Genomic DNA, 12,087 nt, shown 5'->3' with positions numbered 1-12,087 from the left:
CCGCCAACTTGCACCTGAATTAAAAGGTTGGCTTAAAGCAGAAGTCCGCTGTCCGTTACCTTTAAATGCTTTGTATTATTGCCTTTTTCAAGTTTTACCTTAAGCGTTTTTGTGGTTTTTCTCCCATCTCTATAGGTAACCAAATACAGATTCTCTACGGGCTTCCACTGCGGATATTTTTCCTTGATCATTTGCTGGATATGCGCTGGCATTTTCACATTTTTGAACTTCTCAGTGGCCAGTTTAATTTTACCCTCTCCATCAAAAGCCACGTTTATTTGACCTTTATTGGATTTAAAAACTACCCTAAAGAGCTCACTACGTCCATCAAATTGTGACACTTTGCTCACGTCCCAATCCGCAGCGATTCCTTCCAGAAATCTTACCTGATCGGGCGTTGTCTTGCCTTGTACCCCATCCAGATAGTCAAGATTTGCAAATAGAAAATCGAATCCGTTATTCTCGATGTTACCGTTCATCGGGTCATATTGTGAATAACCCATACTTGTCATACCTATAAATAATAGGCCCATTAATACATTTTTCATGATTTTACTTTTTGTTTGTTACTAATTCGTTATCTACTGAAACACTGTTTTCTTTTCTTTCAAGTATTTCAAAATCATGGGACAAATGTATCTGTGGAGCATCCCTGAGGACAACCTGGGATGTGCCAAAATCAATTAAAAATGTTGAATGTAATTCGCTGAAATTCTATTTGTTACAGCAAATCGAAGAAATGTTGCATAGTCTGCAACAAATGTTGCAAAGTGTTAAATTGAGTCTAGGAACACAGTGCAAAAATCAGAGTACCTCAAAGGTGTTTAACGCCGGGAAACAGCACTCGGAGACATTCCAAATTGTTCTTGAAAACATTTGGAGAAATAGGAGGGATTTTGGAAGCCAACACTGTACGCAATTTCTGCCACCGTACCGCTTTGCTGTTGCAACATGTCCATAGCCCTATGTAAACGGAAAGACCTAATAAATTCTATAGGGGTTTGATCGGTAATCGCCTTAATTTTACGGAATAGTTGCGATCGGCTAAGTGCGACGGCATCTGCCAGTTCCACTACCCCAAAATTTTCATTGTCTATTTCGAGTTCCAATATTTCGGTAACCTTCTTTATAAAATCTTGATCAATGGAACTGAGTTTGAGTTTTTTAGGTTTAAGTATATCCCCGGTGGAAAAATACTCTTGCATTTTTTTCCTTGTGGCTATCAAATTTTCCACCCTTACCAGCAGTTCCTCATTGTCAAACGGCTTGGTAAGATAGTCATCTGCCAGACTTTTTAAACCTTCTATCCTATCCTCTTTGGATGACCTTGCCGTCAGCAAAACAATGGGAATATGACTGGTCCGAACGTCCTCTTTTAAGGTTTTGCACACCTCCAATCCATCCACCTTGGGCATCATCAAATCGCTGACTATGATATCCGGGATATGTTCCAAGGCCTGTTGTATGCCAACTTCCCCATCTTTGGCTTCCAGTATATCATATTGGCCTTTTAGCACCTCTCTGATGTAATCCCTAAGGTCTTCATTGTCCTCAATAAGCAAGAGCAGTGGTAATTCCCCGCCGCCAACTTCCGTTTGGGCCACCTCAGGAGAGTCGGAATCCCCAACCGGGATATCCATAGGGATAGCATGAGGAGCAGCAGGTATCATCTGAACTTCTTCTTCGGAAAGGTGTTCTTTCCCGAAGGGAAGCTGCACATCAAAAGTACTCCCTACCCCAAGTTCACTCTTCACCGAAATGGATCCCTTATGCAAATCCACCAACTCTTTAATGAGGGAAAGCCCAATACCCGTTCCAACCACATTGTCTGCATCGGCATTGGCCGCTTGATAAAAGCGATCAAAGATATAGGGTTGTTCTTCCTTGGCAATTCCCTTGCCCGTATCTGAAACCTTAATGGATAACGCATCATTGCCATCCTTATGTATCTGATGTAAGCTTACCGTAACATTACCTCCGGAAGGGGTATACTTTAGGGCGTTGGACAATAGATTGATCAGTACCTCTTCCATCTTGCCCTTATCGATATAGAGAAAATAGGACTCTTTTTCAGTTTGGACAGACAAATCAACATCCTTCATTTCTGCCATGGATTGAAAAGATAAAACCCAGCCCTTGAGCAAAGGAACTACATCCACAAATGATGTTTTTAAAGAAGTCTTTCCCGCCTCGATTTTGGACAATTCCAATAGCTGATTGATCAACTTCAACAACCTTTTGCCATTGCGGTCAATGATGTCGATGGTGGGACGCAAAGTGTTATCCACCCCCTTTCTCAATTTGTCCAAGGGGCCCAATATGAGGGTAAGTGGTGTTCGAAATTCATGGGAAATATTGTTGAAAAAACGGGATTTTAAACGGTCAATCTCTTCCAGCTGCTGGCGTTGCTGGGCTTCAACGGCCAAAAGCTCCTTGTTCTTTTTGTTTTTATACTTGAAGAATTGAAAAACAAATCCCACGGCAATTAAGGCCAGGAGTGCACCAATGGCATAAATGTTCTGCCATAAGCGCTGGGTTTTATTCTTTTGCTGCAATTGGTCAATTTCTTTTTCCTGCCGTACGTTGTCGTACCTCGCTTGCATTTCTGCCAATTCCCTGGTCTTAGTCTTTCTAAAAAGACTGTCCTGAACTTCTTTGTACAGCTTAAAATAGGCCAAGGCTTCTTCCATATCCCCTTGCTTTTCTTTCAACTCTGAAAGATCCTTGTAAGTTTGGCGAAGCGTTAAGTAATTATCCTGTTGTTTTTTGATTTTTAGGGAGCGATTCAAGTAAATACTGGCACTGTCCAAACGCCCGGCGGCTAAATGTACCTGGCCTATATTATTGGTGACCCACCCCATCATGATTTTCCTTTCGGTAGTTTCGCTTATTTTTCTAGCGGCCCAATGGTTTTTAAGCGCTTCTGGGTACTCCTCCTTTAGATAGTGCACCTCTCCAAGATTGGACAATGCCCTAATCATTCCCAGCGGAGATTTGAGTTCGTTGTGAAGTTTCACCGACCTTTCGTGATAAACTTGGGCACTATCGTATTTTTGCCAATCCACATAGGCCACACCAATGTTATTGTAAGTCTTGGCTAAATTGGCCTTATCCCCTATACGTCCATAACCCTTTAAACTTTGCGCATAGTAATCCAAAGCGGTTTCAAAAAGTCCTTTCTCTTCATGCAAAACGCCCAGTGATAAATTAAAATTTGCCAAGCCCCTTTCATCTTTGATCTCTTCCTTGATTGCCCTTCCATCCTGAAAATACTGCAACGCTTTTTCTTCATTGTTCTTATCCAGATATAGCACAGCAATGCGATAGTAAACATCAGAGATTCCCTTTTTATGATCCAGTTGTTTATTGATTTGGATACTTCTTTCGTAATGATTCAAGGCAGCATCAAGATTGTCCTCAATATTCTCCAACCTCCCAAAGAGCAAATGAATATTGGCAAGAGTATTGTTGACTTCATCAGTTTGATAGAGAGCCAGCCCATTTTCAAGATTTGTTCGGGCATCTATGTAATCTCCCATCCTGATAAGGAGGCCTCCCATTCCCGAATACGCTTGGGCCAAGAAGCCTACATTTTCACCATTTTGTAAAATGGTGATGGAATGATTCAATACCGAACGCCCTTCCTCGTAGTTACCTTGCAAGGTGAGCAATTTCCCTTTTAAGATTAAGTATCTGGCATGTTGCAGGGGGAATTCCTGTATCCCTGCTTCCAACCCTTGCTCTTCCATAAAATCCTGAGCCTGAGTTGTGGAGTTTGCGTAATAGGTTTCGGCAATATCATTGGCTTTTGAGAAATAAGCTTCCCCTGTCAATGACTTTAATTGTTTTTCCAATTCTGCACTTCTTTCAGATTGGGCAAAGCCCATCGTGGAACTCCAAAAGAGTACAAAGCACAGCAGTAGCCCAAACACTCTATTTGTGGTAAAAACGCTTCCCATAGTCAAGAACAAGATAGTAAAATTACCCTTGGGTTATAGCGGTAGACCAGTGCTTAGATTCTGTTTGCTAGCGAATTAGTGGATTACTTTTGAAGAATATTGAACCTTTTAACAATTGGCACAAGTTCCTCTAATTATAGTCTGAATATTTTTGGCCTTAAACCCACTGGGGACCTTCATTTGAATTTCCGTCATTCCTTTTACACAATAGACGGTTTCACAAGATTCACACACAAAATGGGCATGTTCCTGACCAGCCGAAGGTGAAGCTCCCAAAGCATATTTAGTGATTCCTGAATGGTCATTAATACCATGAATCAGTCCCACTTCTTCAAACGCTGATAAATTGCGATATAGGGTGGATTTATCCACGCCTTCGCCCATTATCTGTTTCAAGTCACTATAAGACTGGGCGTGCTTGGCATCCTTGAAATGCTTTACAAGCTCCAACCGCAATTTGGTTTTCTTTAGCCCTTTCTGATCCAGAAGTGCTTCATTGCTTTGGTCGATAGTATTTACTTTTGATTGCTCCAAGATTTTATAGACTTAAGGCTATCGCTTTTTCAATTCGATAATAGCATTGATTGGGATTGTCCGCATTGAGTCGCAATAGACCACTTACGGAAAGTAAATCATCCATTACGAAAGGGGGCTTTTCGTTAAATTCAAGTTCCATTATGGTTTCCGGGCCGCCATTTCCACAAAAAAAACAGGAAGCCATAGGGTTTTTGGAAAGTAAGTAAACGGATTGGGTTCCATCCAAAACCAAAAAATAACCTGTTACTATAACTTCTTTTCCTTCCAAGGCCAGAAGTTCCGGTGCAAACACCGCCTGCCTGAACATTGGAATGTCGGCATTGGATTCCCATGAAATGCCGGCTTGGAGGTCAGCCCACTCCAAGACCGTTTGTGCCTGTACCCAAGTTCCCAAACAGCACAACATCAACCCACAAAACAAACTCCGGTTTTTCAATTTAACAATTGGCCCGTGGCCCTATTTAAAATATAATTGCAACGATCCACGTTATCTGGATTAAGTTCCAGTATACCGGTAACCTCAACAATCTGATCGGTTCTAAAGGGTGGTTTTTCCTTGAAATCCACTTCTATAATGGTCTCAGGTCCGGCCGCCCCACAAAAAAAGCAGGAAGCCATTGGGTTTGCAGAGACCAAAAAGATGTCCCCATTCCCGGAAATGTCCAAGAAAAAGCCCTTAATCTTCACCTCCTGGCCTTGGAAGGATTTTATCCTTGGGCCAAACGTGGGCATCAAAAAATTGACATCATAGGTAGCATTATACTTAGGTTCAAAATCGACATCGGCAAAGTCTTGCCATGTTAGCTGTATTTGTGCTGATAATCCTTGGATCACAAAAATCAACACACATGAAAAAAGCAACGGATTACGCATCTGATAATGTTTTTGAAATATTCAAGTTAAAAATAGATATTGAAGCAAGCAAGGTGGCGACCAAAGTTATTAGCAATGCCACGCCAAGAAAAGCTAATTCAGTAGCATCAAATCCTGTTAATTGCAAGTTATATCCATAGGACGCTTCTGTAATAAAAGAAGTAATCCATATGCCTATTCTACCCAATAGCCAACCAAGGAAAAATCCTGTAATTGTTAAAAAAAGACCTTCCAAAAAAACCACCCACAACAATTGAACGGTCCCAAGACCGTAGATTCGCAACAAGGCCAATTCCTGCCTACGCTCCCTAATGGTCTTTAAAAGGCTGATAAAAATACTAAGGCCGGACACCAACAAGATGGCCAAGGCAATTCCATTGATTGTTTTGATCCCCGAGCCAAGCAGACCCAATAGATGTTGAACTTCAAAGCCAGGCAAGGCCGCCTGCATGTTGGTATTTTCGTTGATAAACCTAGGTAATTGCACCATGGCCATCGGATTCTTGAATTTCACCAAAAAGGAAGTAACCTCCCGATCTTCGTGGTGGTGTTCTTCCCCTGCATGCTCATCTTCATGGTCATGGTCGTGTTCGTGTTCCTCCCCATGCTCATGATCATGGCCATCTTCATGATCGTGGTCGTCATGCCCGTCATGGTCGTGAGCTTCATCATGGTCATGGTCTCCTTCGTGATCGTGTTCATCTTCATGGTCATGCTCGTGTTCTTCCTCGTGCTCTTCGGCATGCTCCTCCCCATGTTCATGGGCTTCCCAAACACTTTCCAAATTTGAAATCAGTAACCTGTCCACAACAGTTCCTGTAGGATTTAGTAATCCTTTGACCACATAAGGATGGTCTTCATGGGCTTCAACACCGGAGGCAGCCAACCCATGGGAACTGGTAAATGTATCTCCCAGCTTCAACTCCAATTTTTGGGCGGCACTACTTCCAACAACTACTTCAAAAGATTTGGAATACATTTCGCCTTCCAGCAAGGTAGCTCCATACTTATCCAAATACTCATGGGTAGTTCCCAAAATCCGATATCCTTTATAGTTATCCCCATATGAAATTGGAATCGCCGATCCAACCATGGGGTTTTTGGTCAAAAACTCTGCTTCTTCCAGCTTAATGTTTCCTGTGGGAACGTCAATATGTAAAACTGAGGATAAAACTAGTTGCAGTGGACTTCCTTTTGCGCCCACTACCATATCAAAAGGGGCTATATTCTTATCCAATTTACCACTCAATTGTTTGCTAAGTTGCAGTACAAATGTGACCAAGAATACACTCAAAACCAGCAGTAATAGACTTAATAGTAAGTTGAGCGGTTTGGACACCATATTCCGAAATGCCAAAAATCCAAGTCTCATAGAGTCAATTGGTTTTTAAAATGTGACTTTATTCGGTGGTCGTGCGTAATGATCACCAAACTGCTTTGGCAGATTTTAGCTTCCTCCTTCAACAGTTCTATAACCGCATTGCAGTTTGCATCATCCAGATTGGAAGTGGGCTCATCGGCAAAGATCACATCAGGTTTATGGATCAGGCCCAAGGCAATAGAAAGTCGCTGTTGTTGCCCCTGGCTAAGCTGTGTTACTTTTTTGTGTAGCACTTCAGACAGTCCCAAACGAGAAGCAAGTTCCTTTATCCGAGCCTTGTCCACAGCTTTTTTGGGAAAACTTTGTCTTAGTACCAAGTTTTCGTAAACACTAAGGGATCCAATAAAATGATACTGTTGAAATATCAATCCAATATGGCTTCCCCTGAAACGGTCCATCTCCTTGCGGTTTAAGGATTGAAACTCGGTCCCAGCCACGGTAATTTTGCCACTGGCAGCAGGTAATATCCCCGCCAATAAATGAAGCAAAGTGGTTTTGCCAATCCCGGATGGACCAAGAATTAAAAGGTGTTCGCCAGATTTTAAATGGACATCAGGAAAGGAAAATTCCGATCCATTTTCATAGGTAAACTGAAGTGCATCTGTATTAATCAAGTGAATACTTTTAGCAAAAATAGAAATTATTGTAAATGCAACTAAGTTGCGTTTGCATTTTTACACTATTTTTGTTCCTCAAAATCCAAAACTTGAAGATTGGTTCCAAAACTACTTAAATATGAAAACTATTAATATTACATCAAAATCCGATGTTATCGGTGCAGCTGCCAGTGCACTTTGCCTTGTACATTGCGTGGCAACCCCGTTTCTTTTTGTAGTTCAGGCTGGGGTCGTGTCCGCAGGTGAGGGGCGTCCGGCATGGTGGGGAATCCTTGACTTGGTTTTTCTGGTAATTTCCTTTTTCGCCATTGTCTGGACCAATAAGGTTACTACAAGGCGGTGGGTAGGTCTTGCTTTATGGGCATGCTGGGTACTTTTGGCTTTCATAGTTCTTAACGAAAAACTTTCCCTGATCCCCCTTGCGGAGGAAGCAGTATATATTCCGGCATTGGGCCTCATATTTTTCCACCTATACAATCGCAAATATTGTAAATGCTGACAGGAAAGCTGTTGCGCAGAAAACTAATTCCCATTTTAATCTCCCAACTATCAAAATGGACATCGAAAAAATTGAAATCATAGGAGATCAACATCTTCCTACTTCCTTGGAGACGCCATTGCATCCCAACGCTTTTGATCAAACCGATGATGAAAAGATTGAAACCATTCAATACCATTTTCAAAAAATCATGGAAGCACTTGGTTTGGATTTATCCGATGATAGTCTCTCCGGCACCCCATACCGATTCGCCAAGATGTATGTAAAAGAGTTGTTCTATGGGCTTAATCCCAAGAATCGACCCAAAATATCTACCTTCAGTAATAAATACGGGTATAAAAAAATGTTGGTTGAAAAGGACATAACCATTGACTCTTCCTGTGAACACCATTTTCTTCCAATAATTGGGAAGGCCCACATCGGTTATATTCCAAAGGGGAAGGTTGTTGGACTTTCCAAAATAAACAGACTGGTGGATTACTATTCCCACCGCCCCCAAGTCCAGGAACGCCTTTGTTTGCAGATCATGAAGGATTTACAGCAGACCTTGGGCACCGAAGACGTCATTGTGGTGGTGAACGCGGAACATCTTTGCGTTTCCTCCCGTGGAATCAAGGACAAAAACAGCACCACCACTACCATGGAATACGGAGGTGTTTTTGAGGATTCGGTCTATCGGAATGAATTTCTAGCCCTGGTTGCGGATGAGGTGAAGCGGTAATTGTACCCTATACCGACTCCTTACCGAATCTTTCCCATGGCCCTGTAATGGCCACTGTGTCACCGTTCTCCTGAACATTTACGAAGAGGGTTTTTCCCGACGGAGAAAACACCAAGCCCGTAAGTTCAGATTTGGAACTTCGATTACAAGCCATGGTATAAATGTTTCCATCTTTGTCTATCCCCCGAATATGGTTCAACTCTCCATTATCCTCACAGAGCAGTACGTCTCCCCAAGGCGCAATGGTAAGGTTGTCACACATATGCAAAACGGTTTTGTCATTGGATTCTGCATAAAGTTCCAGCATAGCCGGTTGTTCATTTTCCCCTTCCATACCTTCCTTTGGGGACAGGCTGTATTTAAAAACCTGTCCGAAATTATGCGGTCCTCCGTTGGTGCAGGCAAAAAACAGCTCTCCTTCACCCATCCATATACCTTCGCCCCGGGCAAACCGAGCCGCCCCGGCATCAAATCCCCTAAATCTTAGGTCGTCTTCAGGAGCTTCCACATTGTCCAAATCTATCCAAAACACCTCCATGGAGGTATTCCTTGGTACCTCTTGCGATTCCCAGTTTCTCGTATCCAGACTTTTTTTATCTCGTATGGCCAAAGCCTGCAACAATCCTCCGGCCAAAAGGTTTTCCTTCTCGTTCGGAATAAACCTGTAGATAAGGCCATCATGCCTGTCTTCGGTTAAATAAATACAACCCGATTTAGGGTCTACTGCTACGGCCTCATGGTTAAATCGCCCCATGGCTTTTATGGGCGTAGGCGGAACCATTTCTTTGGCATCCATTGGCACCTCAAATACATAACCATGGTCTTCAAGGATTTGCTTCCCATCTGCTTTGGTAACATCTTCCTCGCAGGTAATCCAGCTTCCCCAAGGCGAAACCCCACCTGCACAGTTTCTATAAGTCCCCGCCAAACTCAGATATTGATCCACGACTATCCCCTTTTCTTCATCATATATCAAGGTAGTGGTACCGCCCAATCCTGGATTAATTCCACTTCCTGAATCGAAGAGCTTGTCCAAATCCACACCTGACAATAGCTCGTTGGCTGGCCCAAAAGGACTATGTTCCAACGTGGTAGGGCTGTTCTCATGGTTACAAATAATGACCGTTCGCCCTGCGTCATCGAGGAAAGCTCCCATTCCATCAGGTCTACCGGGCACCAACAGCCCATCAGACATTTTTTGGCCAGACTTTGAAATAACTTTATACGAAAACCCTTCGGGAAGATCTAGATAACCGTTGGCATCCGGTTTTAAATCCAAACTGACCGCCTCCTCGTTTACTGAGTTTTCTCCTTTCTTTTTCCTGTTGGTGCAATTGACCAATGATATCAACGCCAAGGAGGTAAGTGTTGATTGTTTAATAAAATGTCTTCGGGTGTAGTCTTTCTGGTTATTGCTCATGGTTTGTGATTGTTTTATTGCCAGTTAGTGTCGCATTTCATCAAAGTTATGCATTGCAATAGAAAAAGTGGTCTATTGCGAATTTTAAAACAATTTGCTAACCTATTCTAAACACTGTCACAGGAATGGGGATTAGATAATGGGCGAAGAAGCAAGATTCAGCGGCTTAACTCAAATAAAAAAGCCGAGATCAAAATCTCGGCTTTTAAAGTACCTTGGGTGGGAATCGAACCCACACTCCCGAAAGAACTGGATTTTGAATCCAGTTCAAAATGGTTCAAAAAAACTCTTATCAACTTATAATCAACTGTTTATCAATATTTTTATTTTTTATGAATTCATTTATAATTAATAAAAATCAAAAAATGTTGTACCTATGTTGTACCAAATTTAAACTATATTTATCCAACAAAATTGTCAAAAATGGCCAGTAGTACGAAAATTGTTCTTCGAAAAAAGCCGAATAAAAATGGTGAATTCCCCTTAGCGCTAAGAATATCCAAGGAACGAAAAACCAGCTATATTTATTTGGGTCACTATGTCCAAGCTAAAGATTGGGACAATAAAAAAATACGAATCAAAAAATCACATCCCAATCATGCCCAATTAAATAGCTTTTTACAAACTAAGCTCGCCGATATTGGTAGAATCATTTTGGGTTTACAAACCGACAATAAGGATGTAACCACTGCACAACTTAAAGACGAAATAGAATCGACTATTAACAAAAAAGACTTTTTCCAAGTCGCACAAGAATATTTAAATGACCTTGAGTCCAATAGCAAGTTAAACCAGCTCTCCTCAGACAGACCCAGGGTCAATCACCTAAAAAAATATACCAAGTCTGTGCACCTCCCTTTTAAGGAAATCAATGTAAAATTTCTAAAAGGATTTATAGCTTACCTCAGGACGGAAAGAAAAGTTTCCCAAAGATCAGTCATTAATAATCTTATTGTTATTAGAACCATTTTTAACAGAGCCATCAAGTCTGGGCTGGTAGATAGAAAACTGTATCCTTTTGGACATGGAAAAATTGTGATACGGTTTCCGGAAACCGAGAAAATAGGATTAAACACTGATGAAATTTCAAAGATCGAACATTTAGAACATCTTACCAATGATGAAAAGGATGCCAAAAATATTTGGCTTTTCAGTTTTTACCTTGCTGGAATTAGGGCCGCAGATGTGTTACAATTGAAGTGGGGTGACATTCATAATGACAGGTTGTATTATCATATGAACAAAAATTCCAAAATTCTCTCGCTGGTCATTCCGCATAAGGCGTTACATATTCTTGAATACTACAAACAAACAAAACAAGGCCAAAACGATTTTATCTTTCCTCATCTTAAATGGATAAATGGCGATAACGATAAAATTCTATGGAACAAGACCAAACTGGCTATAAGAAAAATTAATACTCATTTAAATTCGATAGCTCAAAATGCGGGTATAAGTAAAAAAGTAACCATGCATATAGCTAGGCATAGTTTTGGAAATATAGCAGGTGACAAAATACCAGTTCAATTACTGCAACAGCTTTACAGACATTCGTCAATAACTACCACCATGATGTACCAATCCAACTTTATGAATAAAAAAACAGATGAAGCACTTCAAAGTATAGTTAATTTCTGAAACGCTTAAAAAGTCCCATTTCTTACCCTTAAACTTTGCGCATGGATCCTGTTTTGATTTTATAGTGTTTGGAAAGATAAGCGTAAAATAAAATCGAAATAGGGCGCACCCACCATATCCCAAATGTCCTTTACCCATCAAAAAAAGGAACTTTCAAACTACCCCAAACCATGTCAAATTTGATTTGATGAAAACAGTCTACCAAACGGGTACAAACTGAGGCACCAAATATTTTTTAATGTAAAAATTTCCAATGTTTACTGGGACTACCAAGGTTTTTACAGTAAAAACTTTTTTTGGTCAAATTTTAGTTTCACGTAATTGATTGAAATTCAATCAAATAAAAAACGTAACATCGCGTTAGCGTGTTACCCTCTTGCTTTACATTGTTAGTCCTGCTGGCAGGACAAAAAATGCAAACACAAGGTGCTTTTCCTATCTT

General features: G+C 41.1%; 11 protein-coding genes. 3 read left to right on the top strand and 8 right to left on the bottom strand.

The genetic code is table 11. The features are described 5' to 3' along the window. Positions 1-32 precede the first annotated feature (32 nt). The 7 genes from ACOOE0_RS07555 to ACOOE0_RS07525 all read right to left on the bottom strand — a co-directional run bounded on the left by ACOOE0_RS07555 (position 33) and on the right by ACOOE0_RS07525 (position 7,364). A complete protein-coding gene (locus ACOOE0_RS07555; protein ID WP_420401860.1) occupies positions 33-548 on the bottom strand; it encodes a hypothetical protein in 516 nt (171 codons plus the stop codon). Between the two features lie 276 nt (positions 549-824). Next, a complete protein-coding gene (locus ACOOE0_RS07550; protein ID WP_420401859.1) occupies positions 825-3,959 on the bottom strand; it encodes a tetratricopeptide repeat protein in 3,135 nt (1,044 codons plus the stop codon). Between the two features lie 108 nt (positions 3,960-4,067). Continuing rightward, positions 4,068-4,493: a Fur family transcriptional regulator gene (locus ACOOE0_RS07545; RefSeq protein WP_420401858.1), complete on the bottom strand. Its 426-nt coding sequence runs from the start codon at positions 4,491-4,493 to the stop codon at positions 4,068-4,070. Between the two features lie 4 nt (positions 4,494-4,497). Further along, positions 4,498-4,932, bottom strand: coding sequence for a hypothetical protein (locus tag ACOOE0_RS07540; protein ID WP_420401857.1), 435 nt, complete (start codon positions 4,930-4,932; stop codon positions 4,498-4,500). Beyond that, positions 4,929-5,369, bottom strand: a complete 441-nt coding sequence (locus ACOOE0_RS07535; protein WP_420401856.1) for a hypothetical protein — start codon at positions 5,367-5,369, stop codon at positions 4,929-4,931. Before ACOOE0_RS07535 ends, ACOOE0_RS07540 begins: the two co-directional genes overlap by 4 nt. Continuing rightward, complete coding sequence (locus ACOOE0_RS07530) at positions 5,362-6,741, bottom strand: ABC transporter permease (RefSeq protein WP_420401855.1); 1,380 nt, start codon at positions 6,739-6,741, stop codon at positions 5,362-5,364. Before ACOOE0_RS07530 ends, ACOOE0_RS07535 begins: the two co-directional genes overlap by 8 nt. After that, the gene (locus ACOOE0_RS07525; protein ID WP_420401854.1) at positions 6,738-7,364 is read right to left on the bottom strand and encodes an ABC transporter ATP-binding protein; all 627 of its coding nucleotides are present in this window, start codon (positions 7,362-7,364) and stop codon (positions 6,738-6,740) included. Before ACOOE0_RS07525 ends, ACOOE0_RS07530 begins: the two co-directional genes overlap by 4 nt. A 121-nt stretch (positions 7,365-7,485) precedes the next feature. On the opposite strand from ACOOE0_RS07525, the gene ACOOE0_RS07520 reads away from it, so the two are divergent. Together ACOOE0_RS07520 and folE are read left to right on the top strand one after the other, a co-directional pair. Next, entirely contained in the window at positions 7,486-7,866 is a 381-nt protein-coding gene (locus ACOOE0_RS07520) for a MerC domain-containing protein (protein ID WP_420401853.1), read from the top strand. 55 nt (positions 7,867-7,921) lie between these two features. Continuing rightward, positions 7,922-8,587, top strand: coding sequence for a GTP cyclohydrolase I FolE (gene folE / locus ACOOE0_RS07515; protein WP_420401852.1), 666 nt, complete (start codon positions 7,922-7,924; stop codon positions 8,585-8,587). A gap of 7 nt (positions 8,588-8,594) precedes the next feature. Here the strand turns inward: folE and ACOOE0_RS07510 are convergent, their stop codons facing one another. Next, on the bottom strand, positions 8,595-10,007 hold the full coding sequence (locus ACOOE0_RS07510) for an alkaline phosphatase PhoX (RefSeq protein ID WP_420401851.1): 1,413 nt from the start codon (positions 10,005-10,007) through the stop codon (positions 8,595-8,597). 423 nt (positions 10,008-10,430) lie between these two features. Here ACOOE0_RS07510 and ACOOE0_RS07505 point away from each other — a divergent pair, with 423 nt between their 5' ends. Beyond that, a complete protein-coding gene (locus ACOOE0_RS07505; RefSeq protein ID WP_420402204.1) occupies positions 10,431-11,645 on the top strand; it encodes a phage integrase SAM-like domain-containing protein in 1,215 nt (404 codons plus the stop codon). Positions 11,646-12,087: the final 442 nt, after the last annotated feature.

The organism is Flagellimonas sp. (assembly GCF_965215805.1).
Classification (GTDB): Bacteria; Bacteroidota; Bacteroidia; order Flavobacteriales; family Flavobacteriaceae; genus Flagellimonas.
Note: the sequence above shows the minus strand (reverse complement) of the source record. Positions and strands in the feature narration are given on the sequence as shown.

Bases quoted from the DNA above. Each gene is read 5' to 3' on its own strand.
- ACOOE0_RS07550 (WP_420401859.1), bottom strand. From the start codon at position 3,959: ATGGGAAGCGTTTTTACCACAAATAGAGTGTTTGGGCTACTGCTGTGC.
- folE (WP_420401852.1), top strand. From the start codon at position 7,922: ATGGACATCGAAAAAATTGAAATCATAGGAGATCAACATCTTCCTACT.
- ACOOE0_RS07510 (WP_420401851.1), bottom strand. From the start codon at position 10,007: ATGAGCAATAACCAGAAAGACTACACCCGAAGACATTTTATTAAACAA.
- ACOOE0_RS07555 (WP_420401860.1), bottom strand. From the start codon at position 548: ATGAAAAATGTATTAATGGGCCTATTATTTATAGGTATGACAAGTATG.
- ACOOE0_RS07520 (WP_420401853.1), top strand. From the start codon at position 7,486: ATGAAAACTATTAATATTACATCAAAATCCGATGTTATCGGTGCAGCT.
- ACOOE0_RS07535 (WP_420401856.1), bottom strand. From the start codon at position 5,369: ATGCGTAATCCGTTGCTTTTTTCATGTGTGTTGATTTTTGTGATCCAA.
- ACOOE0_RS07505 (WP_420402204.1), top strand. From the start codon at position 10,431: ATGGCCAGTAGTACGAAAATTGTTCTTCGAAAAAAGCCGAATAAAAAT.
- ACOOE0_RS07530 (WP_420401855.1), bottom strand. From the start codon at position 6,741: ATGAGACTTGGATTTTTGGCATTTCGGAATATGGTGTCCAAACCGCTC.